Source organism: Mesorhizobium sp. B3-1-6 (assembly GCF_006439555.1).
In the GTDB taxonomy this organism is placed as follows: domain Bacteria; phylum Pseudomonadota; class Alphaproteobacteria; order Rhizobiales; family Rhizobiaceae; genus Mesorhizobium.
Genome location: NZ_VFTM01000038.1, coordinates 19,985 through 46,360, shown reverse-complemented (window position 1 = coordinate 46,360; position 26,376 = coordinate 19,985). Strand labels below are relative to the sequence as shown.

23 protein-coding genes and 1 tRNA gene are annotated in these 26,376 nt (G+C 64.5%); 14 read left to right on the top strand and 10 right to left on the bottom strand.

All coding sequences use genetic code 11. The features are described from left to right. Positions 1-3 precede the first annotated feature (3 nt). Positions 4-2,106 (bottom strand): bifunctional rhamnulose-1-phosphate aldolase/short-chain dehydrogenase, encoded by a 2,103-nt coding sequence (locus FJ414_RS26910; RefSeq protein WP_140647401.1) that lies wholly within the window; start codon positions 2,104-2,106, stop codon positions 4-6. A gap of 188 nt (positions 2,107-2,294) precedes the next feature. On the opposite strand from FJ414_RS26910, the gene FJ414_RS26905 reads away from it, so the two are divergent. The 7 genes from FJ414_RS26905 to FJ414_RS26875 all read left to right on the top strand — a co-directional run bounded on the left by FJ414_RS26905 (position 2,295) and on the right by FJ414_RS26875 (position 9,521). Continuing rightward, positions 2,295-3,104: a DeoR/GlpR family DNA-binding transcription regulator gene (locus FJ414_RS26905; protein ID WP_128259638.1), complete on the top strand. Its 810-nt coding sequence runs from the start codon at positions 2,295-2,297 to the stop codon at positions 3,102-3,104. Positions 3,105-3,159: 55 nt separating this feature from the next. Beyond that, positions 3,160-4,155, top strand: coding sequence for a rhamnose ABC transporter substrate-binding protein (rhaS, locus tag FJ414_RS26900; RefSeq protein ID WP_140647400.1), 996 nt, complete (start codon positions 3,160-3,162; stop codon positions 4,153-4,155). A 183-nt stretch (positions 4,156-4,338) separates the two neighbouring features. Next, complete coding sequence (locus tag FJ414_RS26895) at positions 4,339-5,880, top strand: sugar ABC transporter ATP-binding protein (RefSeq protein WP_140647399.1); 1,542 nt, start codon at positions 4,339-4,341, stop codon at positions 5,878-5,880. Then, a complete protein-coding gene (locus FJ414_RS26890; protein ID WP_140647398.1) occupies positions 5,877-6,854 on the top strand; it encodes an ABC transporter permease in 978 nt (325 codons plus the stop codon). Before FJ414_RS26895 ends, FJ414_RS26890 begins: the two co-directional genes overlap by 4 nt. Beyond that, complete coding sequence (locus FJ414_RS26885; protein ID WP_140647397.1) at positions 6,851-7,852, top strand: ABC transporter permease; 1,002 nt, start codon at positions 6,851-6,853, stop codon at positions 7,850-7,852. Before FJ414_RS26890 ends, FJ414_RS26885 begins: the two co-directional genes overlap by 4 nt. Beyond that, the gene (gene rhaM, locus FJ414_RS26880; protein ID WP_181181723.1) at positions 7,852-8,166 is read left to right on the top strand and encodes an L-rhamnose mutarotase; all 315 of its coding nucleotides are present in this window, start codon (positions 7,852-7,854) and stop codon (positions 8,164-8,166) included. The genes FJ414_RS26885 and rhaM overlap by 1 nt, the downstream gene beginning before the upstream one ends. Continuing rightward, the gene (locus FJ414_RS26875) at positions 8,163-9,521 is read left to right on the top strand and encodes an FGGY-family carbohydrate kinase (RefSeq protein ID WP_140647396.1); all 1,359 of its coding nucleotides are present in this window, start codon (positions 8,163-8,165) and stop codon (positions 9,519-9,521) included. The genes rhaM and FJ414_RS26875 overlap by 4 nt, the downstream gene beginning before the upstream one ends. A gap of 6 nt (positions 9,522-9,527) precedes the next feature. Here the strand turns inward: FJ414_RS26875 and FJ414_RS26870 are convergent, their stop codons facing one another. Both FJ414_RS26870 and galE read right to left on the bottom strand, forming a co-directional pair. Further along, positions 9,528-10,784: a D-amino acid dehydrogenase gene (locus FJ414_RS26870; RefSeq protein ID WP_140647395.1), complete on the bottom strand. Its 1,257-nt coding sequence runs from the start codon at positions 10,782-10,784 to the stop codon at positions 9,528-9,530. Positions 10,785-10,967: 183 nt separating this feature from the next. Next, positions 10,968-11,963: a UDP-glucose 4-epimerase GalE gene (gene galE, locus FJ414_RS26865; RefSeq protein ID WP_140647394.1), complete on the bottom strand. Its 996-nt coding sequence runs from the start codon at positions 11,961-11,963 to the stop codon at positions 10,968-10,970. Between the two features lie 331 nt (positions 11,964-12,294). Here galE and hemA point away from each other — a divergent pair, with 331 nt between their 5' ends. After that, complete coding sequence (hemA, locus tag FJ414_RS26860; RefSeq protein ID WP_140647393.1) at positions 12,295-13,572, top strand: 5-aminolevulinate synthase; 1,278 nt, start codon at positions 12,295-12,297, stop codon at positions 13,570-13,572. Between the two features lie 62 nt (positions 13,573-13,634). Here the strand turns inward: hemA and FJ414_RS26855 are convergent, their stop codons facing one another. Both FJ414_RS26855 and mscL read right to left on the bottom strand, forming a co-directional pair. Beyond that, entirely contained in the window at positions 13,635-14,801 is a 1,167-nt protein-coding gene (locus tag FJ414_RS26855) for a pyridoxal phosphate-dependent aminotransferase (protein ID WP_140647392.1), read from the bottom strand. Between the two features lie 110 nt (positions 14,802-14,911). Then, positions 14,912-15,334, bottom strand: a complete 423-nt coding sequence (gene mscL / locus FJ414_RS26850; protein ID WP_140647391.1) for a large conductance mechanosensitive channel protein MscL — start codon at positions 15,332-15,334, stop codon at positions 14,912-14,914. Positions 15,335-15,568: 234 nt separating this feature from the next. Here mscL and FJ414_RS26845 point away from each other — a divergent pair, with 234 nt between their 5' ends. Further along, positions 15,569-19,054, top strand: coding sequence for a PAS-domain containing protein (locus FJ414_RS26845; RefSeq protein WP_181181722.1), 3,486 nt, complete (start codon positions 15,569-15,571; stop codon positions 19,052-19,054). Here the strand turns inward: FJ414_RS26845 and FJ414_RS26840 are convergent, their stop codons facing one another. Together FJ414_RS26840 and FJ414_RS26835 are read right to left on the bottom strand one after the other, a co-directional pair. After that, positions 19,055-19,714, bottom strand: coding sequence for a response regulator transcription factor (locus FJ414_RS26840; protein ID WP_140647413.1), 660 nt, complete (start codon positions 19,712-19,714; stop codon positions 19,055-19,057). 137 nt (positions 19,715-19,851) lie between these two features. Continuing rightward, complete coding sequence (locus FJ414_RS26835) at positions 19,852-20,286, bottom strand: hypothetical protein (RefSeq protein ID WP_140647389.1); 435 nt, start codon at positions 20,284-20,286, stop codon at positions 19,852-19,854. A 111-nt stretch (positions 20,287-20,397) separates the two neighbouring features. Here FJ414_RS26835 and FJ414_RS26830 point away from each other — a divergent pair, with 111 nt between their 5' ends. The 3 genes from FJ414_RS26830 to FJ414_RS26820 are packed head-to-tail and all read left to right on the top strand — an operon-like array spanning position 20,398 to position 22,807. Continuing rightward, positions 20,398-20,745, top strand: a complete 348-nt coding sequence (locus FJ414_RS26830) for a DUF952 domain-containing protein (RefSeq protein WP_140647388.1) — start codon at positions 20,398-20,400, stop codon at positions 20,743-20,745. Further along, positions 20,742-21,815, top strand: coding sequence for a quinone-dependent dihydroorotate dehydrogenase (locus FJ414_RS26825; protein WP_140647387.1), 1,074 nt, complete (start codon positions 20,742-20,744; stop codon positions 21,813-21,815). The genes FJ414_RS26830 and FJ414_RS26825 overlap by 4 nt, the downstream gene beginning before the upstream one ends. Positions 21,816-21,844: 29 nt before the next feature. Next, positions 21,845-22,807, top strand: a complete 963-nt coding sequence (locus FJ414_RS26820) for a cysteine synthase family protein (RefSeq protein WP_140647386.1) — start codon at positions 21,845-21,847, stop codon at positions 22,805-22,807. A gap of 37 nt (positions 22,808-22,844) precedes the next feature. On the opposite strand, the gene FJ414_RS26815 is transcribed toward FJ414_RS26820, so the two are convergent. Then, positions 22,845-24,176, bottom strand: a complete 1,332-nt coding sequence (locus FJ414_RS26815; RefSeq protein WP_140647385.1) for an MATE family efflux transporter — start codon at positions 24,174-24,176, stop codon at positions 22,845-22,847. 180 nt (positions 24,177-24,356) lie between these two features. On the opposite strand from FJ414_RS26815, the gene FJ414_RS26810 reads away from it, so the two are divergent. Next, positions 24,357-25,259 carry a histone deacetylase gene (locus tag FJ414_RS26810; RefSeq protein ID WP_140647384.1) on the top strand — a complete coding sequence of 301 codons (903 nt, stop codon included), beginning with the start codon at positions 24,357-24,359 and terminating at the stop codon, positions 25,257-25,259. A gap of 12 nt (positions 25,260-25,271) precedes the next feature. On the opposite strand, the gene FJ414_RS26805 is transcribed toward FJ414_RS26810, so the two are convergent. After that, on the bottom strand, positions 25,272-25,541 hold the full coding sequence (locus tag FJ414_RS26805; protein ID WP_181166832.1) for a DUF6460 domain-containing protein: 270 nt from the start codon (positions 25,539-25,541) through the stop codon (positions 25,272-25,274). Between the two features lie 161 nt (positions 25,542-25,702). Between FJ414_RS26805 and FJ414_RS26800 the strand changes: the two genes are divergently transcribed. Continuing rightward, positions 25,703-25,776, top strand: a tRNA-Gly gene (locus tag FJ414_RS26800). 235 nt (positions 25,777-26,011) lie between these two features. Here the strand turns inward: FJ414_RS26800 and FJ414_RS26795 are convergent. After that, complete coding sequence (locus tag FJ414_RS26795) at positions 26,012-26,347, bottom strand: protamine-2 (modular protein) (RefSeq protein ID WP_140647383.1); 336 nt, start codon at positions 26,345-26,347, stop codon at positions 26,012-26,014. Between the last annotated feature and the right edge of the window lie 29 nt (positions 26,348-26,376).

Below are 26,376 nucleotides of genomic sequence, written 5' to 3'. Positions count from 1 at the left end.
AGCTTATCGCGTAAAACTTTGCGCGTTGCCGGCGTCGATGTTGACGATATTGCCGGTCGATTTGGCTGACATGTCGGAGGCGAAGAAGTAGATCGCCTCGGCAATGTCTTCCGGGAAGACCGAGCGCTTCAGCATCGAGCGCGAGCGGTAATGCTCCTCGAGATCGTCGGTCGACATCTTGTAGGCGGCGGCGCGCTGTTCCTTCCACTCGCCGGTCCAGATTTTCGAGCCGCGCAGCACGGCGTCCGGATTGACGACATTGACCCTGATCTGGGCTTCCGCGCCCTCCAGCGCCAGGCAGCGGGCAAGATGGATCTCGGCCGCCTTGGCCGTGCAATAGGCGGACGCATTCGGCGATGCGGCGAGGCCGTTCTTGGAGGCGACGAAGACGACGTTGCCGCCGATCTTCTGGGCGCGGAACAGGCGGAAAGCCTCGCGCGAGACGAGGAAATAGCCGGTGGACAGGATGTCCATGTTCTTGTTCCACAACGCCAGCGTCGTCTCCTCGATCGGTGCCGAAGAGGCCAGGCCGGCATTCGAGACCAGGATGTCGACGCCGCCGAATTCGACCGCAGTTTCGGCGAAGCCGGAAAGCACTTGATCCTCGGAGGTGACATCGATGCGCACCGGACGGACGAAGTCTTTTCCGTAGGCCTTCGAGAGCTCGTCATTGGCGCTGGCCAAAGCCGCTTCGTCTATATCGGCGAGCACAACGCAAGCGCCTTCGCGCAGCAGCCGGTTGGCGGTGGCACGGCCGATGCCGCCGGCGCCGCCGGTGACCAGCGCGATCTGGCCGGCCAGCGCCTTCGGCTTCGGCAGGCGCTGGAGCTTGGCTTCCTCGAGCTGCCAGTATTCGATGTCGAAGGCTTCCTGCGCCGGCAGGCCGACATAGGACGAGACCGTCGAGGCGCCGCGCATGACGTTGATGGCGTTGACGTAGAACTCGCCGGATATGCGCGCCGTCGCCTTGTCGCCGGCGAAGGTGAACATGCCGACGCCGGGCATCAGATAGACCACGGCATTGGGATCGCGGATGGCCGGCGAGTCCGGATGCTTGCAGCTGTCGTAATAGGCCTGATAGCCGACGCGATAGGCGGCGATGTCGTCGGCGAGCCGCGCAATGACGGCGTCGATATCGGGCTTGGCCGGATCGAACTCGATGACCAGCGGCCGGATCTTGGTGCGCAGGAAGTGATCGGGACATGATGTGCCGAGCGCCGCCAGCGGCCGCAGGTCCCTCGAATTGACGAATTCGAGCACGGCCGGCTGATCGTCGAAATGGCCGAGCTTGTGGCTCGTTTCGGAGATCAGGCCGCGGATCCTCGGCATCAGCTTGGCGGCGATGGCGCGGCGTGCCGGCACGTCGAGCGACTGGACCGCCTCGCCGCCGAAGATCGCCTTGCCCTCGGATTTCCGCTCGAACCAGTCGATCGCCTGGTTGATCACCGAGATCGTCGTCTCGTAGCACTCCTTCGGCGTGTCCCCCCAGGTGAACAGGCCGTGGCTTTCCAGCACGACACCCTTGGCCTCGGGGTTTTCGAGGCAGAATTTCTCCAGCCACAGGCCCAGCTCGAAGCCCGGCCGCTTCCACGGCAGCCAGCCGATGGCGTCGCCGAAGATTTCCTTGGTGATCGCCTTGGAGTCCTTGGCCGCGGCAATGGCGATGATGGCGTCGGGATGCATGTGGTCGACGCAAGCCTTCGGCACGTAAGCGTGCAGCGGCGTATCGATCGAGGCCGCGCGCGGATTGAGGTTGAAGGTGCAGTGGGGCAGGTAGCCCACCATCTCGTCCTCGTGCTCGACGCCGCGATAAAGACCTTTGATGGCACGCAGCTTGTCCATGTAAAGCGTGGCGAAACCGTCAAGCTTGATCGAGGCGCTGTCGCCACCAGAGCCCTTGACCCAGAGGACTTCCACCTCCTCGCCGGTGAGCGGGTCCTTCTGCCGGACCTTGGACGAGGTGTTGCCGCCGCCGTAATTGGTGACGCGCTTGTCGGAACCCAACGTGTTCGAGCGATAGACCAGGAGCTCGGGACCGCTCATCCCTTCGGCTTTTGCATCGTCCCAAAGGTTGGCGAGGCGCGAGCCGGAGCGCTTGTCGAGCATAGGTATCCTCCCTTGGAGCGCGAACGCCGCACCCCTCATTTCTCGCCGGGAATGTCTACGCAAGCGCCTCGCTTGTCAATCACAAACGATCAATATCGATCATATTGCACTGCACAATGAAAATATTTGATCGGAAATGATTGACACTGCGCGTTTTCTAAGGCCTGATGCTTGGGCAGGGAGGAACCATGCACGAGAAAGAGCGCCACAGGATCATTCTGTCCGCCGTCCAGGAAAAGCCTGTGGTGACGGTGCAGGAAATGGTCGAGCTGACGGACTCCTCCGAAGCGACGATCCGGCGCGACATCGCGGCCCTCCATGTCCAGAAACGCTTGCGCCGGGTGCGCGGCGGCGCCGAGGCGATCTCGCCGCCGCAGTTCATCGGCCTTGCCGGCCGGCCCTTCTCGGTCAACGAGACGCTGAACGCCGCGCAGAAGCGGGCGATCGCGCGGGAAGCCGTGAACCTGTGCACGGACGGCGAGCCGATCATCATCAATGGCGGCACCACAACCTTCCAGATGGTGCATTTCCTGACCGGCCGCCGGATGCCGATCTTCACCAATTCCTTCCCGATCGCCGAGCATCTGCTCAAGCACTCGAAGAACACGGTGATGCTGTCGGGCGGCACGATCTACCGCGAGCAGAACATCATCCTGTCGCCCTTCGACAATGACGTGACGCGCAACTTCTATGCGCGGCGCATGTTCATGGGTGCGCAGGGGCTGGGGCCGCTCGGACTGATGGAAGGCGATCCGCTGCTGATCCAGGCGGAACAGAAGTTGATCGACCAGGCCGACGAGTTGGTGGTGCTGGTCGATTCCTCGAAATTCCGCATGCGCTCCAGCCTGATCCTGTGCGGGCTGTCGCGCATCGCGACCGTAATCACCGACGACGGCATCGAGGACCGCGAGGCCAAAATGCTGGAAACGGCGGGCGTGGCGCTGATCGTCGCCCGCAGACAGTCAAGCGACAAGGAAGAATCTTCACTGCAGGCCTGAGGGAAACTCACGCCCGCAGCGGCGATGGAATGCAACGCTCAAGGGAGGATGTTCGATGAGCTTTTTGAAGAAACTGCTGGTTACGGCGGCCTTTTCCGCCGCCATGTTCGTGAATGCCGCCTATGCCGAGAACGTCAAGATCGCGCTGGTGGTGAAGTCGCTCGGCAACGGCTTCTTCGACGCCGCCAACAAGGGCGCCGAGGAAGCGGCCAAGGAACTGGGCGATGTCGATGTCATCTACACCGGCCCGACCAAGGCGACCGCCGAAGCGCAGATCGAAGTGATCAATTCGCTGATCGCGCAGAAGGTCAACGCGATCGCCGTTTCGGCCAATGACGCCGACGCGCTGGTGCCTGTGCTGAAGAAGGCGATGGAGCGCGGCATCACCGTCATCTCGTGGGACTCCGGCGTCGCCAAGGAAGGCCGCCAGCTCCACCTCAACCCGTCCGACACCGGCCTGATCGGCGAGACGATCATCAAGCTCGCCGCCGACTACCTGCCGGAAGGCGGCGACGTCGCGATCCTCTCGGCGTCCTCGACGGCGACCAACCAGAATGCCTGGATCGAGGCGGCCAAGAAGGTACTGCCGGAGAAGTTCCCGAAGATCAAGCTGGTCGCCACCGTCTATGGCGATGACGACTCGGCCAAGAGCACCGATGAAGCCAAGGGCCTCTTGAAGTCTTATCCGAACCTCAAGGCGATCATCGCGCCGACCACCGTCGGCGTCGTCGCCGCCGCGCAGGTCGTCACCGACGAGAACCTGATCGGCAAGGTCAACGTCACCGGCCTGGCGCTGCCGTCCGAGTTCAAGAAGTTCATCGACAACGGCGCTTCGCAGGCTGTCGCGCTGTGGAACCCGATCGATCTCGGCTACTCGGCGATCTACCTCGCCCATGACCTGGCGGTGAAGAAGGAAGAAGCCAAGCCCGGCGCTACGCTATCGATCGGCCGTGTCGGCAAGGTGACGCTCGACGACACCAACTCGGCCGCGATGGCTCCGCCCTTCCAGTTCGACAAGACCAACATCGAGAAGTTCTCCAAGATCTATTGATCCTGAGAACCAACGGCGCTGCCCCCTCATCCGGCCGCTTCGCGGCCACCTTCTCCCCGGTGGGGAGAAGAGCCTGGAGCCAAGCTCGCAAACCTCCTCTCCCCTCGGGGAGAGGTCGACCGAGCGAAGCGGAGGTCGGGTGAGGGGGAGTCAACACGGAATATAGACGGGCTTGATACGACTATGGATACGACGGCCCATCACGGCAAAGTAGACGAACGGCCGCCGGCCTCGGCTCCTCGCCTGACGCTCGCGGGCATCTCGAAAAGTTTCCCGGGCGTGCGTGCCCTGCACAATGTCAGCCTGTCGCTCTATCCGGGACAGGTGACGGCGCTGATCGGCGAGAACGGCGCCGGCAAGTCGACATTGGTCAAGATCATGACCGGCATCTACCAGCCCGACTCCGGCGAGATCGGCATCGACGGCCAGGCCACGACGCTGCCCAGCGCGCATGCCGCCTTCGGCCACGGCATCACCGCCATCCATCAGGAAACCGTGCTGTTCGACGATCTTTCGGTGGCCGAAAACATCTTCCTCGGCCATGCGCCGCGCACCCGCTTCGGCACCATCGACTGGCGCACCATGCGCAAAAACGCGCGCGAGGTGCTGGAGACGATGCGCGCCGGCCATATCGATGCCGACGCGCGACTGAAGGACCTCGGCATCGCCAACAAGCATCTTGTAGCCGTTGCCCGCGCCATGTCGATCGATGCGCGCATCGTCATCATGGACGAGCCGACCGCAGCCCTTTCGATGAAGGAGATCGAGGAGCTCTTCCTGCTGATCGAATTCCTGAAGAGCGAAGGCAAGGCGGTGCTCTTCATCAGCCACAAGTTCGACGAGATCTACCGCATCGCCGATCGCTATACGGTGTTTCGCGACGGCGAGATGGTCGGCGAAGGCCTGCTCAAGGACGCCAGCCAGAACGAGATCGTACGCATGATGGTCGGCCGCAACGTCGACCACATCTTTCCGCAACGCGAGCCGAAAATCGGCGCGCCGGTGCTGTCTGTCTCCGGCCTCTCGCATCCGACCGAGTTCGACGACATCGGCTTCGAATTGCGCAAGGGCGAGATCCTCGGCTTCTACGGCCTTGTCGGCGCCGGGCGCAGCGAGGTGATGCAGGCGATCGCCGGCATCACCCGCACCAGCCGAGGCGCCATCTCACTCGACGGCCGGACGATCGCGCCGAAATCGGCGGCGGATTCGATCGAGGCCGGCATCGTCTATGTGCCCGAAGAACGCGGCAAGCAGGGCGTGGTCATCGGCCTGCCGATCTTCCAGAACGTGTCGCTGCCGTCGCTGGCGCGCACCTCGAAATCCGGCGTGCTGCGGCTGGCGGAGGAGTTCGCACTCGCCCGCTCCTACACCGAGCGTCTCGACCTGCGCGCCTCCTCGCTCAGCCAGGACGTCGGCACCCTTTCCGGCGGCAACCAGCAGAAGGTGGTCATCGCCAAATGGCTGGCGACCGCGCCCAAGGTGATCATCCTCGACGAGCCGACCAAGGGCATCGACATCGGCTCCAAGGCGGCCGTGCACGGCTTCATGGCCGAGCTGGTCGCGCAAGGCCTGTCGGTGATCATGGTGTCGTCCGAGCTGCCCGAAATCCTCGGCATGTCGGACCGCGTCGTGGTTATGCGCGAAGGCCGTATCGCGGCGACCTACGACAACAAGGGTCTCGACGCCGAAACGCTGGTTCGGACGGCAGCGGGGATCGCGGCATGAAGAGCTTCCTCAAATATCGCGAGATCTGGCTGCTTGCCGGCATCGTCGTGCTGATCGGCCTGATCTCGACGCGCTTCCCCGGCTTCGCCGACCCGGCCAATCTGCGCCAGGTGTTCAACGACACCTCGATCCTGATAATCCTGGCGCTGGGGCAGATGGTGGTGATCCTGACGCGCTCGATCGATCTGTCTATGGCCTCCAACCTCTGCTTCACCGGCATGGTGGTGGCCATGCTCAACGCCGCGCATCCGGCGATCCCGATCCCGATGCTGATCCTCATCGCGCTTCTCGTCGGCCTGGTGCTCGGCGCCATCAACGGCCTTCTGGTGTGGCGGCTGAACATCCCGTCGATCGTGGTGACGCTGGGCACGCTCACCATCTATCGGGGCGCCACCTTCGTCGTCTCCGGCGGCGCCTGGGTCAATGCCGACCAGATGAGCCCGGACTTCATCAACTTCCAGCGCGTTGCCTTCCTCGGCCTGCCGGTGCTGTCCTGGATCGCGATCGTCGTGATCGCGCTGTTCTTCCTGGTGATGACGCGGACCGCGATCGGCCGCTCGATCTACGCCATCGGCGTCAATCCGACCGCCTCGGTCTATGCCGGCATCGATGTCGGCCGCACCAAATTCATCGTCTTTTGCATTTCCGGCATGATCGGCGGGCTTGCCGGCTATCTGTGGATCTCGCGCTATGTGATCGCCTCGGTCGAGGTCGCCAACGGCTATGAGCTCAACATCATCGCCGCCTGCGTCATCGGCGGCATCTCGATCGCCGGCGGCATCGGCTCGGTCGGCGGCGCGGTGCTGGGGGCGCTGTTCCTCGGCATCATCTCCAACGCGCTGCCGGTCATCAACATCTCGCCCTTCTGGCAGATGGCGATCTCGGGCAGCGCCATCATCCTGGCCGTGGTGCTCAACGCGCGTGGCGAGCGCCGGCAGGGCCGCATCATCCTGAGAAAGGCGGAAGCGGCATGACCAACACCCCTGCCCCGCGCCATATCCCCGACCGGCTCGACAAGCCGCTGTCCTCGGCGATCTTCTCCTGGGAAGCGCTGCTGGTCGTCATCGCGGTCGCCATCTTTGCGGTCAACAGTTTTGCTTCGCCCTATTTCCTCGATCCGTGGTCGCTGTCGGACCTGACCTTCAACTTCACCGAAAAGGGGCTGATCGCTCTAGCCATGGCGCTGCTGATCATCTCCGGCGAGATCGATCTCTCGGTTGCCGCGATCGTGGCTTTGGCTTCGACCATGATGGGCATGGCCGTGCAGGCCGGCGCCGGCACCCCAGTGCTGGTGGCGATCGGCATCGTCGTCGGCCTTGGCTGTGGGGCCTTCAATGGGTTGCTGGTCACCCGCCTCGGCCTGCCTTCCATCGTCGTCACCATCGGCACGATGAGCCTGTTCCGCGGCATCGCCTTCATCATCCTCGGCGACCAGGCCTACAAAGGCTATCCGGAAAGCTTCGCCTTCTTCGGCCAAGGCTATGTCTGGTGGGTCTTCTCGTTCGAGCTGGCGCTGTTCCTGGTCGCGGCGCTGATCTACTGGTTCGTCCTGCACCGCACGAGCTTCGGCCGCCGGGTCTTCGCCATCGGCAACAACCCGGTGGCCTGCCAATTCTCCGGCGTGCGCGTCAACCGCATCAAGTTCATCCTGTTCTGCCTGACCGGGCTGATGTCGGGCATCGCCTCGGTGCTGATCACCTCGCGGCTCGGCTCGACGCGGCCGTCGATCGCGCAGGGCTACGAGCTCGAAGCGATCACCATGGTGGTGCTGGGTGGCGTCTCGATTCTCGGCGGCGCCGGCAGCATTCTGGGCGTCGTGCTCGCCGCCTTCATCATGGGGCTGGTGACGTTCGGCCTCGGACTGCTCAACGTGCCCGGCATCGTCATGTCGATCTTCATCGGCCTGTTGCTGATCATCGTCATCGCGCTGCCCATTATCTGGCGCCGCCTGCGCGTGGGACGCTTCGCCTGATGGAGAAATACGCCTTCAAGATGAAGCTCAATCCCGGCATGAAGGCCGAGTACCAGCGGCGCCATGACGAGATCTGGCCCGAGCTAGTTGATCTGCTGAAGCTGGCCGGCGTCTCCGATTATTCGATCCATCTCGACGAGGAAACCAACATCCTGTTCGGGGTGCTGCGGCGGCGTGACGACCACGGCATGGCGGACCTTCCGAAGCACCCCGTGATGCAGCGCTGGTGGGCGCATATGGCCGACCTCATGGAAACCAAAACCGACAACGAGCCGGTGGCGGTGCCGCTGGAAACAATGTTCCATATGGCATGATCGTCGCCGTCATCGATATCGGCAAGACCAACGCCAAGGTAGCGCTGGTCGATCTCGCGACGCTGAGCGAGATTGCACTGCGCCGTATCGCCAATGCTCCTGTGCGGCAGGCGCCCTACCCGCATCACGATGTCGAGGCGCTGTGGACGTTCATCCTCGACAGCCTGGCCGATCTCAACCGCGAACAGCGGATCGATGCGATATCGATCACCACGCATGGCGCGACCGGCGCGCTGGTCGACCGCTCCGGCGAACTGGTACTGCCGGTGCTCGACTATGAATTCGACGGCCCCGACCAGCTTGCGTCCGACTACGACGCCGTGCGTCCGCCCTTTGCCGAAACCGGTACGCCGCGGTTGCCGATCGGCCTCAATCTCGGCGCGCAATTCTTCTGGCAGCACAGACAATTCCCGGCGGAATTCGCCAAGGCCGCCGCGATGCTGATGTATCCGCAATACTGGGCGCTGCGGCTGACCGGCGTCGCCGCCAATGAGGTGACGTCGCTCGGCTGCCACACCGATCTGTGGAATCCCTGGACGTCCGACTATTCCTCGCTGGTCGACAGGATGGGCTGGCGCCAGTTGATGGCGCCGGTGCGCCCGGCCAAGGACCGGCTCGGCCCGATCCTGCCGGAGCTGGCGCAACGCACAGGGCTCGACCCGCGGACTCCGGTGTTTTGCGGGCTGCACGATTCCAACGCTTCGCTGCTGCCGCATCTGTTGTCCGACGCACCGCCCTTCTCGGTCGTCTCGACCGGCACATGGGTGATATCGATGGCGGTAGGCGGCCGGAAGGTCGAGCTCGATGCGGCGCGGGATACACTCGTCAACGTCAATGCGCTCGGCGATCCCGTGCCGTCGGCGCGGTTCATGGGCGGACGCGAGTTTTCGCTGTTGACCGGGGGGCAGCCACAGGAATGGAACGAAGCCGATGTTGCCGCCGTTCTGGCGCGCCAGGTCTTGCTGCTGCCTTCCACCCAACAGGGCTCCGGACCGTTTCCGCATCGCGCCGCGCAATGGTGTAACGCCGACGACCTGAGCTCCGGCCAGCGCTTCGCCACCATCTCATTCTATCTGGCGCTGATGACCGCGACCTGCCTGGAGCTGATCGGCGGCGACGGGCCGACGACCGTCGAGGGACCGTTCGCGCAAAACCCGCTTTTCATCCGCATGCTGGCGGCAGCGACGGGACGGCCGGTCATTGCGTCGGAGACCTCGACCGGAACGAGCATCGGGGCGGCGCTGCTGGCGTCGGATGGTCTCAAGGTTACGAGCAAGGGCGAGCGAACCGCACCGCCAATCGAGCACGCCTGGCGCGTGTATGCGTCGGCTTGGCATCAGGCGGTGAAGCTCTAAGCCGGCTCAGCGCGCCGTTCCGTACAGCAATCCTTTGGGATCGATCTGCGGCTTGCGGCCGGCGACGACGTCGGCCAGAAACTGGCCGGAGCCGCAGGCCATGGTCCAGCCAACATGGCCGTGGCCGGTATCGAGATAGAGGTTGCGGTATTTCGCTCGGCCAATCACGGGAACCGAGTTCGGCATCATCGGCCGCAAGCCGGCCCAGAGCACGGCCTTCTTCTCGTCGAAGGCGCCTGGGAAAAGATCCTTGCCGGTTTCGAGGATGGTCCTGAAATCGCCGGGCTTGAAGCTGCGGTCGAAGCCGGTGAATTCGGCCGTCGAGGACATGCGCAGGCGGTTGCCAAGCCTGGAATAGCCGATCAGCCGGTCCTCGTCGGCGCCGCCCATGGTCGGGCCCCTGCTTTCGTCTTCGAGGGGAATCGTCGCGGTGTAGCCTTTCACCGGATAGACCGGCAGGTCGATGCCGTAGCGGCGGCCGAGCAGGCCGCTTTCCGGCCCCATGGAGATGACGATGGCGTCGCCGGCGAGCGGGCCGGCCGAAGTCATGACGGCGCGCACCCGGTCGCCCTCGATGTCGAGGCCCTGGACCGTCGTGCCGAACAGGAATTTGACGCCGAGCTTCTCGGCGGCATAGGTGGCGAGCCTGTCGGTGAACTGCTTGGAATCGCCGGTCTGGTCGATCGGCGAATAGATGCCGCCGGCGATCTTTTCCTTCACGCCAGCAAGCCCTGGCTCCAGCTCGACCAGGCGCTCGCGGCCGACGATCTCGATCGGCAGGCCGTGCTCGCCGAGATAGCGGTAATTGTCGGTGCTGGTGTCGAGGCTCTTTTGCGATCGGAAGAAGTAGAGAATGCCCTTCCTGCGCTCGTCGTAATGGATGCCGGTTTCCTCCGAGAGCGCGTTGATGCAATCGCGGGAGTGGAGTGCCAGCCTGAGCTTGATATCGGTGTTGGCGCGCAGGCGCTTCACCGTGCATTCGCGCAGGAAACGCAGGCTCCAGAGATAGAAATAGGGATCGAGGCGCAGCCTGACCTTGATGCCGAGGTCGTGGTTCCAGAGCGCGCGCAGGAAGGTCTTCAGCGCGGCGGGCGAGGCCCAGGCGGTTGCGTCGCCCGGCGAGACCAGGCCGGCATTCGACTGGCTGGTGCCGCGCGCCGCCGCCTCGTGGCGCTCGATCACCGTCACCTCATGACCGTCCTTTGCCAAATAATAGGCGGCCGCCGTGCCAACCACGCCGGCGCCGAGAACCAAGACCTTCATGCCGTCCCCTCAGGATCGAACAGGGCAGCGCGCCTCCGCGCACCGCTGCATGAGGCTCAATACCGCGTCTAAAGACGCCGGACGAGCCCTTGGCCCAACAGCTCAGTTTCATTACGCAATTCCGGAGGGAAGGCTACGGCGAAGTCGCCGAACCCAACCGCTACACACTTTTCCCGGAATTGCTCAGGTTCGAACGGAGTTCTTGGTCGTCAGGATGCGTTCCCAGGCCAGCGCATCGTTGACGATCAAGTCGAGATCGTCACGCTGCGGCGTCCACCCGAGTTCCTTGCGGGCAAGCTCGGAATTGGCGACCACGGCGGCGGCGTCGCCCGGCCGGCGGTCCCCCATGCGCACATCGAAGTCATGGCCGAAGGCGCGGCGCACGCTGTCTATCACCTCGAGCACGGAATAGCCGTGGCTGTAGCCGCAATTGGCGACGAGGCTCTCGCCACCGGCGCGCAGCCGCTGCAGCGCCAGCCGGTGCGCGGCGGCGAGATCGCTGACATGGATGTAATCGCGCATGCAGGTGCCGTCCGGCGTTGGATAATCATTGCCGAAGACCTGCATGAAGGGGCGCTTGCCGAGCGCGGTCTCGCAGGCGACCTTGATCAGATGCGTGGCGCCGGGCGTCGACTGTCCGGTGCGGCCCTTTGGATCGGCGCCGGCGACGTTGAAATAGCGCAGCGCCGTGTAGCGGATGTCGTGCGCCAGGGCGGCATCGCGCAGCATCCACTCGCTCATCAACTTGGAAAGGCCATAGGGCGATTCCGGCGCAAGGCGGGCATCCTCGCGCACCGGCTCCAGCCCGGCGCCGCCATAGACGGCGGCGGTGGAGGAGAAGATGAAATGCGGCACGCCTTCGCGCACCGCGGTTTCGATCAGCGTGCGGGTCTTGCAGGTGTTGTTCTCGTAGTAACCGAGCGGGTCGGCGACCGATTCCGGCACGACGATCGAACCGGCGAAGTGGATGATGGCATCGACCTTGTTGTCGCGGATGATCCGGCCGACCAGGTCACGATCGGCGACATCGCCGACGACCAACCTTGCTTCCGGGGCCACCGCCCATTCGAAGCCGGTGGAAAGCCGGTCGAGCACCACGACGCTCTCGCCGGCGTCCAGCAGCTCCCAGACCATGTGGCTGCCGATATAGCCGGCACCGCCCGTCACCAAAACCGTCATCATCTACCTCGCTGATCAAGATTTATCGGAAACTGTCTCAACAGCCACCGTGCTGGAAACCCCGCCGCAAGCCCGTTAAAGCCTATGTCGTTCGCCCAAACCGCTGCGCACTTTTGGGCGATATGCATTGGCCTCCCTACAGTGTTAAATCCGTAACAGTTCCTCCCGCCCGAGGCATCGTACTGAAACAAAGCTGCTTCAAACAGCCGGGAATAGGCCACGATCCGGCATCGTTAGGAACAGGGTAAAGGCGTGGCATTTTGACCGGTTGGGTCCGGTGGACGTGGCATGGGGCAGTGACTATGATCCGCCGCAAAATTGGGAAGCCGACATGAATTACCAGCGGTTCTTCGAAGATGCGATCGATCAGCTCCACGCCGAGCGTCGCTATCGCGTTTTCGCCGACCTCGAGCGCATGGTGGGCAAGTTCCCGCGCGCCATCTGGCGTTCCAACGGCCGTGCCCAGGAAATCACCGTTTGGTGCTCCAACGACTATCTCGGCATGGGCCAGAACGAAGATGTCATCGCCGCCTTCCAGAACGCGGCCGGCCGGATGGGTTCGGGCGCCGGTGGCACCCGCAACATCTCCGGCACGTCCAACCCGCTGGTCGAGCTGGAGCATGAGCTCGCCGACCTGCACGACAAGGAAGCAGCCCTTGTCTTCACCTCGGGCTTTGTGTCCAACGAGGCCTCGATCTCGACCATCGCGCGGCTGCTCCCCAACTGCCTGATCATCTCGGACGAGCTGAACCATGCCTCGATGATCGAAGGCGTGCGGCGCTCGGGCGCGGAAAAGAAGATCTTCCGCCACAACGACGTCGCGCATCTGGAAAGCCTGCTGCAGGCGGCCGGGCGCGAACGCGCCAAGCTGATCGTCTTCGAAAGCGTCTATTCGATGGACGGCGACATCGCGCCGATCAAGCAGATCGTCGAGCTCGCCGAACGCTACAACGCCATGACCTATATCGATGAGGTCCATGCCGTCGGCATGTACGGACCACGCGGTGGCGGCATCACCGAGCGCGAAGGCCTGGCCGACCGCATCGACATCATCCAGGGCACGCTGGCCAAGGCCTTCGGCACGCTGGGCGGCTACATCACCGGCACCAGCGCGGTGATCGACGCTGTGCGTTCCTATGCGCCGGGCTTCATCTTCACCACCGCGCTGCCGCCGGCCATCGCCGCCGCCACTACCGCCTCTATCCGCCACCTCAAACGCTCGCAGGTCGAGCGCGACGCACAGCAACGCCAGGCGGCGCGCACCAAGCAGGTGCTTGCGGCGGCCGGCTTGCCGGTGATGGAATCGGCCACCCATATCGTGCCGGTGCTGGTCGGCGACCCCGAGCTTTGCAAGATGGCCAGCGACCGCCTGCTCGGCGTGCATGGCATCTACATCCAGCCGATCAACTATCCGACGGTGCCGCGCGGCACCGAGCGGCTGCGCATCACGCCGACGCCGTTCCATTCGGACGCGCTGATCGCCGAATTGCAGGACGCGCTGGTCGAGACCTGGGATGCGCTGGGCATTCCCTATGCCAGCTCCGGCCGTCCCGCCGTCGCCAAGACCGATCGGATCATTCCCCTCCTCGTGCCGAAGTCAGGCGGCTGAAGCCGTTTGAAACGTACTCCGGCGGTCATCCGCCGCGAGTTTCAATCCGGCTTCAGTGCAGTTCACACCGTCTTCATCCACCTCGCCAAACGATGCGCCGCTTCCTCGAGCTGATCGAGGCGACGGTGGAAGCATAGCCTGAGGAAGGCTTCGCCGCCGGGGCCGAAGGCGGTGCCGGGCGCCAGGCCGACATTGGCATTGTCGACGATGTCGAAGGCGGCTTTTCGGGCATCGGTGAGGCCGTCGACCCTGAAGAACAGGTAGAAGGCGCCTTGCGGCACGGTGAAACGCGCCTTGCCGGTTTCGCCCAGGATGCCGCAGACGAGATCGCGGGCGGCACGCGCGCGCTCCACCTGTTCGGCGATGAAGCCGTCGCCCTCGTCAAGGGCGGCGACCGCGCCGCGCTGCATGAACTGGGCGACGCCCGAGGTCGAGTACTGGATCAGGTTTTCGAACACCTGCTGCAAGGCGGGATGGGTCTTGATCCAGCCGACGCGCCAGCCGGTCATCGCCCAGTTCTTGGAAAAACTGTTGACGAACAGGATGCGGTCCTCAGGCGTGGCGACGTCGAGGAAGGAGGGCGCGCGGCCATGGCCATAGTGGAACAACGAATAGATCTCGTCGGCAATGATCCACAGGCCCTTTTGGCGGGCGAGATCGAGGATCGCCTGGAGCGTCTCCTTGTCGGCGGTCCAGCCGGTCGGGTTGGACGGCGTGTTGATGAACAACAGCTTCGTGCGCGGCGTGATCGCGGAGGCGATCTTGTCGACGTCGCAGGACCAGCCATTGCCGGACTGGTCGAGGGTGACCGGCACCGGCACGGCGCCCGCCACGCCGGCGGCCGCGGCGAAGTTCGGCCAGGCGGGCGAGAGGTAGATCACCTCGTCGCCGCTGCCGGCGATCGCGTCGATGGCCAGCTGGATGGCATGCATGCCGGATCCGGTGACGATGAACTCTTCCTCGGCGAAGGTCCCGCCGAAGTGCCTGGCGTAGTAGCGGGCGAGCGCCTGCCTGAGCGCGGGAATACCCTTCTGCCAGGTGTAGAACGTCTCGCCGTCGGCCAGCCCTTTGGCGGCGGCATCGCTGATGAAGGAAGGCGTCGGCAGATCGCCCTCACCGGCCCAGAGCGGGATCAGGCCTTCACGCAAGCGGCCGTGATTGACGACGGCGACTATGCCGCTTTCGGGTGCGGCTCGGGCTTCGGTGCGCAAGGTCTGGATCAGGGTCATGCAAGAATCCGTCCGGTTTTTCGTGACTGCTAGCCTCTTTTACGACAGCCGCAAACAGAAAACCCGGCCGCAAGCGGCCGGGGTTTTGGTCCAGGGCGCTCGTTGCGGAGTTACCGTTTCGCGAGCAGGTCGCGGATTTCGGTCAGCAACTGTACGTCGGCCGGCGGCGGCGCAGCGGCAGGCGCGGGCTTTTCGCGCTCCAGACGCTTGCGCATATTGTTCACGGCCTTGACCATCAGGAAGATGATGAAGGCAAGGATCAGGAAGTTCAGCACCACGGTGATGAAGCTGCCATAGGCGAAGACCGCGCCCTCTTTCTTGGCATCGACCAGCGCGGTCGAATGAACGTTCGAGGACAGTCCGAAGAAGTAATTGTTGAAGTCCAGCCCGCCGAAGATCGCGCCGACGATCGGCATGATGATGTCGTTGACCAAGGAATCGACAATCTTGCCGAAGGCGGCGCCGATGATGACGCCCACGGCCAAGTCCATCACATTGCCCTTGGAAATGAATTCCTGGAATTCTTTCAGCATTCGACCCTCCGTGACGGACCGCGCTGCCGCCTCACCAATGTCCTTCGGCGCCGGCCCCAGGCCACCATAACAAAAACCCCCAGTTGCAAAACCGGAAAATAGGCCAAAGCACCGCTTTGTGTTTACGCAGCGTCATCAAGCACATATGCGCCGAAAGCCGCGATGGACTCAGGCGCCAGGCTGTGGTTGCGTGATTGCCGGAGGAGGCAAACGGCCAGGGAGGAAGTGCGGACCGTGTTAGGCTGGTTCGTCGTCATCATCGCGATCGCCTATGTGACGCTGCTTTTCGCCATCGCCAGCGTCGGCGACCGGCGTGCGGCAACCATCGGCCTGGGCCGGGCACGGCCTTTCATCTATGCGCTCAGCCTTGCCATCTACTGCACGTCCTGGACCTTTTTCGGCTCGGTTGGCCTATCCTCCGAACGCGGTCTTGAATTCCTCGGCATCTATACCGGCCCGGTGCTGGTCTTCGTGTTCGGCTTCCCGCTGCTCAGCCGCATGATCCGGCTGGCAAAAAGCGAGAAGATCACCTCGATCGCCGACTTCCTCGGCGCCCGCTACGGCAAGAGCTTCACCGTCGCGGCGATCGCGACACTGATCGCGACCATCGGCGCGGTGCCCTATATCGCGCTGCAGCTGAAGGCGATCTCGGGCTCCGTCAGCCTGATGATCGAGCACTATACCGGCTCGCCGCCCTCCTTCGATCCGTTCGTCAGCGATATCTCGCTCGTGGTGGCGATGCTTTTGGCGCTGTTCGCGGTGCTGTTCGGCACCCGCCATGCCGACGCCACGGAACATCAGGACGGCCTGGTGCTCGCGGTGGCGGTCGAGACCGTGGTCAAGCTCGCCGCCTTTCTCGCCATCGGCCTGATGGTGACGTTCCTGATCTTCGGCGGGCCCGGCGACATGTTCGCCAAGCTCGCCGGAAACGGCCAGGTGCGCCAGGCCATGAGCTACAGCACCTCTTTGGCCACCTGGCTGGTGCTGACCGGCCTGAGCGGCTTTGCCGTGCTGATGCTGCCGCGACAGTTCTACGTCACCATCGTCGAAAACCGCAGCGAGGCGGAGTTGCGCACGGCGACCTGGGTGTTCCCGCTCTACCTGGTGGCGATCAACCTCTTCGTGCTGCCGATCGCCTTTGCCGGCCTGTCGCTGGTCGGCGCCAGGACCAGCAGCGACCTTTACGTGCTGTCGCTGCCGCTGCTCAGCGGGCATGACCTGCTGGCGATGGCCGCCTTTGTCGGCGGCCTGTCGGCGGCGACCGCCATGGTGATCGTCGAGAGCGTCGCGCTGTCGATCATGATCTCCAACGATCTCGTCATCCCGCTGTTCGTGCGGCGCGTGCTCAAGACCAGTTCCTCGGAGAACGAGGACTGGTCGACGCTCATCCTCAATGTGCGCCGCGCCTCGATCTTCATCATGCTGTTCATCGCCTTCCTCTATTATCGCGAGAGCACCAACAGCGCGCGGCTGTCCTCGATCGGCCTGATGTCTTTTGCCGCGATCGCCCAATTCTCGCCCGCGCTGATCGGCGGCCTGATCTGGCGCCGCGCCAATGGCCGGGGCGCCGCGCTCGGCATGGTCGCCGGCATCGCCGTCTGGGGTTACACGCTGCTGCTCCCCTCGCTCGTCGGTCCCGCTTCCGACATCGTGGCCCACGGCCTGTTCGGCTTCGAGGCGCTGAGGCCGCAGGCGCTGTTCGGCACCGTCGGCGAGCCGCTGAACCATGGCGTGCTGTGGAGCCTCTCGGTCAACGCGCTGTTTTTTGTCCTCGGCTCCCTCTCCCGCGCATCCGTGCCGCTGGAGCGCATCCAGGCGGCGATCTTCGTGCCGCGCGAGGCCGGCCCGATGCCGAGCCTCAGACGCTTCCGCACTGCCGTTACCGTCAACGACCTGAAGGATACGATCTCGCGCTATCTCGGCGTCGAGCGCACGGAGCGCTCGTTCCAATCCTTCGAAAGGGACGCGAAAGTCTCCCTGCACGGCACCGAACAGGCCAGCATGGATGTCATCCGCTTCTCGGAGCAGCTGCTGGCAAGCGCTGTCGGCTCTTCCTCGGCGCGGCTGATCCTGTCGCTGCTCTTCCGCCGCAACGACCGCGACTCCAAGGATGCCTTCAAGCTGCTCGACGACGCCACCGAGGCGCTGCAGCACAATCGCGACTTGCTTCAGATCGCGCTCGACCAGATGGAGCAAGGCATCACCGTCTTCGATCGCGATTTCCGGTTGATCTGCTGGAACCGGCAATACCGGCTGCTGTTCGACCTGCCGGACGAAATGGGCCAGGTCGGCGTCTCGCTCGACCGTATCCTTCGCCATCTCGCCGAGCGCGGCGATATCCCCGCCGACCAGCGCGTGACGACGCTCAACCGGCTGACCAGTTTCGACGGCCCGTGGCAAATGGAGCTGAGGACCAGCGGCCGCATCCTGGAGCTGCGCTCCAACCCGATGCCCGACGGCGGCATCGTCGCCACCTATGCCGACATTTCCGGCCGTGTCGAGCAGGACCTGGCGCTGAAGCGGGCCAATGAATCGCTGGAGCAGCGGGTCAAGACCCGCACCATCGAGCTCACGCGCGTCAACGAGGAGCTGGCGCAGGCGCAGATGCTGGCCGAGGAAGCCAATCTCGGCAAGACGCGCTTCCTGGCCGCCGCCGGTCACGACATCCTGCAGCCGCTCAACGCCGCCCGGCTCTATTGCTCGTCGCTGATCGAGAAGGCGGGCAAGGGACCGGCCGGCAAGGCCGCGGTCAATATCGAATCCTCGCTGGAATCGGTCGAGACCATCCTCGGCGCCGTGCTCGACATCTCGCGGCTCGACGCCGGCGCCATGAAGCCCGAGAACGCCGCCTTCAACCTCGGCGGACTGCTCGGCCAGATCGGCAATGATTTCCGTCCGCTTGCCGCTGAAAAGAAGCTCGAGCTGACGATCATCCCATCCTCGCTCAGCGTCATGACCGACCGGAACCTTTTGCGCCGGCTGATCCAGAACCTCGTTTCCAACGCCATCAAATACACGCGCCAGGGCCGCATCCTGGTCGGCGTGCGACGGCGTGGCGAACTGGCCGAGATCCAGGTGATCGACACCGGCATCGGCATTGCCGGCGACAAGCTCAACACGGTCTTCCACGAGTTCACGCGCCTCGACGAGGGCGTGCGAGAGGCCGAAGGCCTTGGCCTGGGGCTCTCCATCGTCGACCGTATCGCCAGGGTGCTGAGGCTCGAGATCCGCATCCACTCCAACCCCGGCAGGGGCACGCGTTTTTCCGTCATTCTGCCGGTCGCGGCGGTCGCCGCGCCGCCGCGCGAGGCCGGCAAGGCGCCGGCCCGCTCCGCCTCGACGCTTGCCGGGCTCAATGTGCTGTGCATCGACAATGACGCACGCATCCTCGACGGCATGCGGCTGCTGCTCGAAGGCTGGGGATGCCATGTCGAGACGGCTTCGGGCTCAGGCGATCTGCTGAAACCCGGCGCGCCGAAGCCGGACCTGGTGCTTGCCGACTATCATCTCGACGGCGGCACCGGGCTCGATGCGATCGCCACATTGCGCGCCGCCTACGGACGGGACCTTGCCTGCGTGCTGGTCACCGCCGACCGCTCCAGCGAGGTGCGCGCGGCTGCCGGCCGGCTCGACATTCCGCTCATCAACAAGCCGCTGAAGCCGGCGGTGCTGCGCTCGATGATGGCGCGCGTCAGGCCGCTGGCGCCGGCGGCGGAATGATCAGCCAACCGGCTGCAGCGGGTCGCCGCCGATCTTCGAAAGCTGGATGACGGCCTGGGTGCGGCTGTCGACGCCGAGCTTCTGCAGGATGGCCGAGACATGCGCCTTGATGGTGGCTTCGGAAACGCCGAGCTCATAGGCGATCTGCTTGTTGAGCAGGCCCTCCGCCAGCATGCCGAGCACCCGCGTCTGCTGTGGCGTCAGCGCCTGCAGCCGCTTGATCAGGTCGGAGATTTCCGGATCGCGCTCGACGCCCAGCTCGACGCCGGTGGGCGCGGCGATATCGCCGGCAAGCACCGCCTGCACGGCGCCGCGTATTTCTTCCATGCTCGCCGATTTGGAGATGAAGCCGGAAGCGCCGAGATCAAGCGCGCGGCGAATGGTGACGGGATCGTCATGCGCCGATACCACCACCAGCGGCACCGCCGGATGGATGCCGCGCAGCGCAATCAGGCCGGACAGGCCGCTGGCGCCCGGCATCGACAGGTCGAGCAGCACCATGTCGACATCCTCGTTGGCGAGCACCAGCGCCTTGGCGCTTTCGAAATCGCCGGCCTCATGGATGGCGGCAACGTCGCCGATGCCGGCCAGCGCCTCCTTCAGCGCGCCGCGAAAAAGCGGATGGTCGTCGGCAATGACGAAAGTGTGGCCCGACGGCAAATATTCCTCCCCCGATCCCATCATCATTGTGTGCTTCTTGCGGGGACCGGACCGATTATGCGGCGACGCGGCGCGTTTTCAAGCGGCAAAGGCCGCGCGCGGGGTTTTTCCCAGGACGGCTCGGCCGCGCGCCCCGTTCAGGTCTTCTGATTCAGCTTGGTGCCGCCGTCGCCATCGTCCTTGTCCATGTCCTTGACGATGTCCTTGAAGGTCCGGAAGAACTGCTCCATGTAGCCGAGCGACTTGTTGAAATCCTCCTGACTGGGCAGGTTGGATTCCAGCCGGGCGGAGAGCGAATTCTCGAGCTTGGCGACGCGCGCGTCGAGCGCCTTGACCGAATTGTCCAGCCGGTCGATCTCGTCCTGGTAGGCGGCGCGCTCGTCGGCGGCCATCTTGCAGACGAGTTGGCCGGAGCGCTCCTCGCAGATCGACATGGCGCCGGTTCGGGTGTCCATGCGGACATAACCGTCGGCGGACTTCTCCAAGCGGTAGTGGTCGGTCTCCTCGGAATAGGCGGAAGCGGCAACCAGCGAGCAAAGCGCCGCGGGGATCAGGATGTGCTGCAGACGCATGTTGTTCCTCCATGAGCCAGTGAAGGCGCCATATCACAGGTTTGCGCCGGAAATGGGGAAGAGTCGAGCTTGAGCCTTCCTCCCACCTTCGGTTCGGATTATAGCGCGACAATGTCTCAGATTATCTACAAGATTGCCCCCGAGGCGCTTTGGCGCGAAGCTGAGAGGAACGGGCGCTTCATCGGCGCGCCGATCGACATCGCCGACGGCTTCATCCATTTCTCCACCGCCGGCCAGGTGCGCGAGACGGCGGCCAAGCATTTCGCCGGACAGACGGACCTGCTGTTGATCGCCATCGACGGGACCAAACTGGGCGAGGCGCTGAAATACGAGGTGTCGCGCGGCGGTGCCTTGTTCCCGCATCTCTACGCCGCGTTCGCTCTCGATGCCGTTCTCTGGGTGAAACCGCTGCCGCACGGCGCCGGCGGCCACGAATTCCCGGCGCTGGAGGGCGAATGAGCGTGCTCGACCGGATCGGCCAGAAACTGCTTTTCTCCTTCGATCCGGAAACCGCTCACGGCCTGTCGATCGCGGCGCTGCGCTGCGGGCTTCCGGTTGGGGCGACGACGCCGCGCGACGCGCGGCTCAAGCTGAGCCTTTGCGGCCTCGATTTCCCGAACCCGCTCGGCATGGCCGCCGGCTACGACAAGAACGCCGAAGTGCCGGACGCGCTGCTGGGGCTTGGCTTCGGCTTTGCCGAGGTCGGCACCGTCACGCCGCTGCCGCAACCCGGCAACCCGAAGCCGCGCATCTTCCGGCTGACGGCGGACGAGGCCGTGATCAACCGGCTGGGCTTCAACAATGAAGGCCACGCGGCGGCCGAAAAACGGCTTGCCGCGCGCAAGGGGCGACCGGGGATCGTCGGCGTCAACATCGGCGCCAACAAGGACAGCGCCGACCGCATCGCCGACTACGAGTGCGGCGTCGCCCGCTTCGCGCAACATGCCTCCTATCTGACGGTCAACATCTCCTCGCCCAACACGCCAGGCCTGCGCAACATGCAGGCGCGCGAGCAGCTCGGCGAATTGCTGTCGCGGGTGATGGCCGCGCGTGCGGCCGCGCCGGCACAGCCGCCGGTTTTCCTCAAGATCGCGCCGGATCTCGTCGAGGCGGAACTTGAAGACATCGCCGCCGAGGTCGCCGAGAAGAAAATCGACGGCGTCATCGTCTCCAACACGACGCTGGCGCGGACGGGGTTGCGGAGCGCGACCGCGGCCGGCGAAACCGGCGGCCTTTCGGGCAAGCCGCTGTTCGGGCGTTCCACCGCTGTGCTGGCCCGCATGCGCAAGCTGCTCGGACCCGACATGGCCATTATCGGTGTCGGCGGCGTCGATTCCACCGAGGCCGCATTGGAAAAGATCCGCGCCGGCGCCGACCTCGTCCAGCTCTACACCGGCATGATCTATGCCGGCCCGGCGCTGCCGGGGCGCATCGTTGCCGGCATGGCGCGCTTTGCGGAGAGGGAACACCTCAAATCCATCGGAGAGCTGCGCGACACCGGCTGCGCAAGCTGGTCCGAACGACTCTGATAGTTCCCACCAAATCAGGAGGACAAACGATGGCCGAAATTCTGGACTCCGTCGTGGACTCGATCGGTGGAACGCCATTGGTCCGGCTCGACAGGCTGACGGCGCAGGCGGGCGTCGACGGCGCAATCCTGGCCAAGCTGGAATATCTCAATCCGGGCTTTTCCAAGAAGGACCGAGCGGCACTTGGAATAATCGAGGAGGCTGAGAGATCCGGCGCCATCAAGCCGGGTCAAACGGTGGTCGAGCTTACCTCCGGAAACATGGGCACGGGGCTCGCCATCATTTGCGCCGTCAGGGGCTACCCCTTCGTCGCGGTGATGTCGAAGGGCAATTCCGAAGAGCGTGCACGCATGATGACGGCGCTCGGCGCGGAAGTCTTCCTCGTGGACCAGCTGCCGGGGTCGGTGCCGGGGCAGGTCTCGGGTGGCGATCTCGCGCTCGTCGAGCAGGCCGCCAAAGCGGTTGCGGCGGAACGTGGCGCGTACCGCGCCGACCAGTTCCATCGCGACGGGAACTGGCTTGCGCATTATCACGGAACCGGGCCGGAAATCTGGGACGCCAGCCATGGCGCCGTCGATGCATTCGTCGACTTCATCGGCTCGGGCGGCACATATGCCGGGGTGGCAAGGGCGCTGAAGGAACGCAACCCTCTGATCAAGTGCTTCATCGTCGAGCCCGAGGGCGCCGCGGCCGCCGCGGGAGAGACGGTCACCCAGCCCGAGCACCCCATTCAAGGCGGCGGCTACGCCATGCCAGACCTGGCATTCCTGAACAACGCGCCCGTCGATGGTTATCTTCAGATTTCCGGCGATGAAGCACGCGAGGCCACGCGCCTGCTCGTGCGCAGCGAAGGTATCTTTGGCGGCTTCTCCTCGGGAGCGAATGTGGCCGCCGCGCTGCGTCTCCTGCGCGGCGATCAATCAGGCAAGACGATCGCTGTCGTGATTTGCGACTCCGGCCTGAAGTACCTCTCGACCGATCTCTGGAGCTGAGAAACGCCGGCGCCCAGCCGAAGCTGAACAATCGGCCCTAAAATGCCGTTCGCACCCTGAGCCTCAGCACCGCAAGCAAACTCACCCCCCTTACCAGCAGGAAGACATGCAGCGATGCCCATAGGCCGTTGTTGCCGAAGGCCGGCGCCAGGGTGATGAGCGCGGCGCTGAAGACGAGGAACGACAACAGCATCATGTTGCGCATGTCGCGCGACCAGGTAGCGCCGATGAAGACGCCGTCCATCTGGAAGGCCAGCACGCCACTCAGCGCCGTGAAGGCCGCCCAGGGCAAATAGGTGTCAGCGACCGCGCGGACTTCTGGAGACGTCGTCACCAGTGCCACCAGACTGGTGCCGGCGGTCAATAGGATGAGCGTGGCGATGCCGGCGAGACAAAAACCCCAGATCAGCGTCAGCCGGACGGCCTGCCGGAACGGAGCAGGCGCATGCGCGCCGATGGCGCGACCGGCCAGTTGCTCCGCGGCGGTGGCGAAACCGTCGAGGAAATAGCCGGCGATGAGGAAGAAGTTCATCAGCACGGCGTTGGCGGCGAGCGTCACGGTGCCGAATTGCGCGCCCTGCCTGGTGAACAGCGCGAAGGCGGCAAGCAGCGAGAAGGAGCGGATCATGATGTCGCGGTTGAGCGACAGCATGCGCCGGTAGGCCGGGAGGTCGAGGATGCGGCGGCGTGACGGCCGCTCGAGCTTGCGGAAACGGTTGAGCACGATGGCAAGGCCAAGCAGCATGGCCAGGAACTCGCCGGTGACGGTCGCCCAGGCGACGCCGGCAACGCCCCAGCCAAGCTCGAGGCCGAGCAGGAAGCAGAGCGCGATGTTGATGCCGTTGAGCACGGCCTGCAGCATCAGCCCGAGCCCGCCCTCGCCGCGCCCCAGCACGTATCCCAGTATGGCGTAGTTGATGAGCGAGAAAGGCGCTGCCAGCAGCCTGATGCGGATGTAGACCGACATCGCAGCGCTGACGCGCGGCTCGGCGCCCATGAACCATTGGCCGGCGACGGCAAAGAGCGGCGAAAGAGCGGCAAGTATGACGCCCGCGACGACCGCGATCAGCACGGCGCGCCACAGCACCGCCTGTTCCTCCAGCGGATCGCCGCGCCCGAACGCCTGGGCGACGAGGCCGGTGGTGCCGGAGCGCAGGAAATTGAACGTGGTGAAGACGACGTCGAAGACCAGCGATCCCGCCGCCAGGCCGCCAAGCAGGGCCGCGTCGCCGAACTGGCCGACCACCGCCGTGTCGACGATGCCGAGCAGAGGCGTCGTCAGATAGGCAAGCGTCATCGGCACGGCGATCGCCAGCACCGAGCGGTTGGTGACGGCGAAGGATCTGGCGCTGGCTTGGGTTGCGTCCATTGCTGCCTGGCTGATTGCGGCTTGATCGAGAACCCGATGTGCCTCAGTTTGCCGGCGCCACGCAACCACCATCCGCCGAACTGCCAACCGAATTTTCTGCTGGTCTTACGCAATTCCGGACGGAAAACCGTCTCACACTTTTCCTGGAATTGCTCAGAGCTGGCGCAGGCCTCCCGATCCATGCCGCTGCAGATCGTCCATCACCCCGACTATGACGCCGGCTTCGCCGTCAACCACCGCTTTCCGATGAGCAAATATCCGCTTTTGATGGAGGCCTTGCATGTGCGCGGGCTGGCCGCACCGGGCGCGCTCTCGATGCCGGAACCGGCGCCGGCCGCGCGGCTGAAGCTCGCGCACGCGGCCGAGTATGTCGATCAGGTAATCGCCTGCCAGGTGCCGGAGACAATAGAGCGCGAGATCGGCTTTCCGGTCGGTCCGCGCGTGTCGCTGAGGGCGCAGCTTGCCACCGCGGGCACGGTGCTGGCCGCCAGGCTGGCGCTGAGACACGGCATCGCCTGCAACGCGGCCGGCGGCAGCCATCATGCCAGGCGCGCGCAAGGCGCCGGCTTCTGCACCTTCAACGATGTCGCCGTCGCCTCGCTGGCGCTGCTGGCCGAAGGCGCCGTCGAAAATGTGCTGGTTGTCGACCTCGACGTGCATCAGGGCGACGGCACCGCCGACATCCTGAAGGACGAGCCTCGCGCCTTCACCTTTTCCATGCATGGCGAGCGCAATTACCCGGTGCGCAAGATCGCCTCAGACCTCGACGTCGCCTTGCCGGACGGCACCGGCGACGGCGCTTATCTCGAGCGGCTCGCCGCCATTCTGCCGGACCTATCCCGGCAAAGGCGCTGGGACCTCGTCTTCTACAATGCCGGCGTGGATGTCCATGCCGAGGACAGGCTGGGCCGGCTGGCACTAAGCGACGATGGCCTCAGCGCTCGCGAAGACATGGTCATCGGCCATTTCCGTGAGCAGGGCGTGCCGTTTTGCGGCGTCATCGGCGGCGGCTACTCGACCGACGTACCGGCGCTGGCCGCGCGGCACGCCATCCTGTTCGAGGTCGCCTCCCGATATGCGTGATGCCCCGCCGAGCTATTTCCTGTAGCTGGCGATCCTGAGCAGGATGAACACAGGCACCACGATCGCCGCGCCGAGCAGGATATAGCCCAGGAAGCGGTCGATGGCGTGGAAGCCGAGATTCCACAGATCGACGAAGAACTGGCGGATGCCATAGAAGACGTCCATCGGCGACCAGCCGAAGGCATGCATGACGAGGCCGACGAGGAAGGAGACCACCAGCAGCTTCAGGAACACCCTGAGCGGCGTGTCGCCAAGAAAGCGCGTCAGTGCGGACAAGGCCATTCTCCGGTTCGAGCCGCCCGATTCGGCAGCGTGGCCCAGAAATACGCATTCGCTTGTCCGCCATCAAGCGGCGCTGCTGGAGGTCAAGGGGGTGCCTTCATTGGCAGCACTGCTTTGCCGATTGCTTGCAGCCCGGGCCTCATGTTAACGAGGTGGCCGACGCGGGTATGATGTAATGGTAGCTTGTCAGCTTCCCAAGCTGAACGCGCGGGTTCGATTCCCGCTACCCGCTCCACCTTGCGGCGCAAGGGTTTGAGTCAGACCTCACCAAGGGACCAAATTGCGCGACCAATTCGGATCGCCTGCCGGGGATCGCGGGGCGCAATTGCATTGGGTCGACCCTCAGGCCGAGCAGTTTGCGCGAGGGTGATTTCGGCTGTTTGTAAGCGAACGTTTGGGCCTTGCACACCCATGCAAGACCCAGTCAGCGATTCACCCGGTAGGCCCCGGGGAAGGTAGTTGCTATCGACCTAGAGCCGGAAGCCGATCCAGACGCGGCGGCGCCAGCAGCGGACATGACGCCGGCCATAGCGCCAGTAGCGGCGGCAGACCCGTCTCCAAACGCGCCGACGGCGGCGGCGGTAGTACCGGTCACGGTAATACCGACGGCGGTAATACTGAGCTGGCTGCAGCAGATCGGCCTGGTCATCCTCCTCGTAGATGGCCGGATCCGGCTTGTCCAATTCATCGAGAATCCCGTTGCCTTTGGGGATGCCGGCAACCGCCTTGGCTGGTCCGGCCAGGCTTGCAAGCGCTGCCGCCCCCGCAACCCCAAGCATTCCAGTCAGAAACAACCGACGTTCCATCGAAACCTCCCGAGCTGTTGAGCATCGGC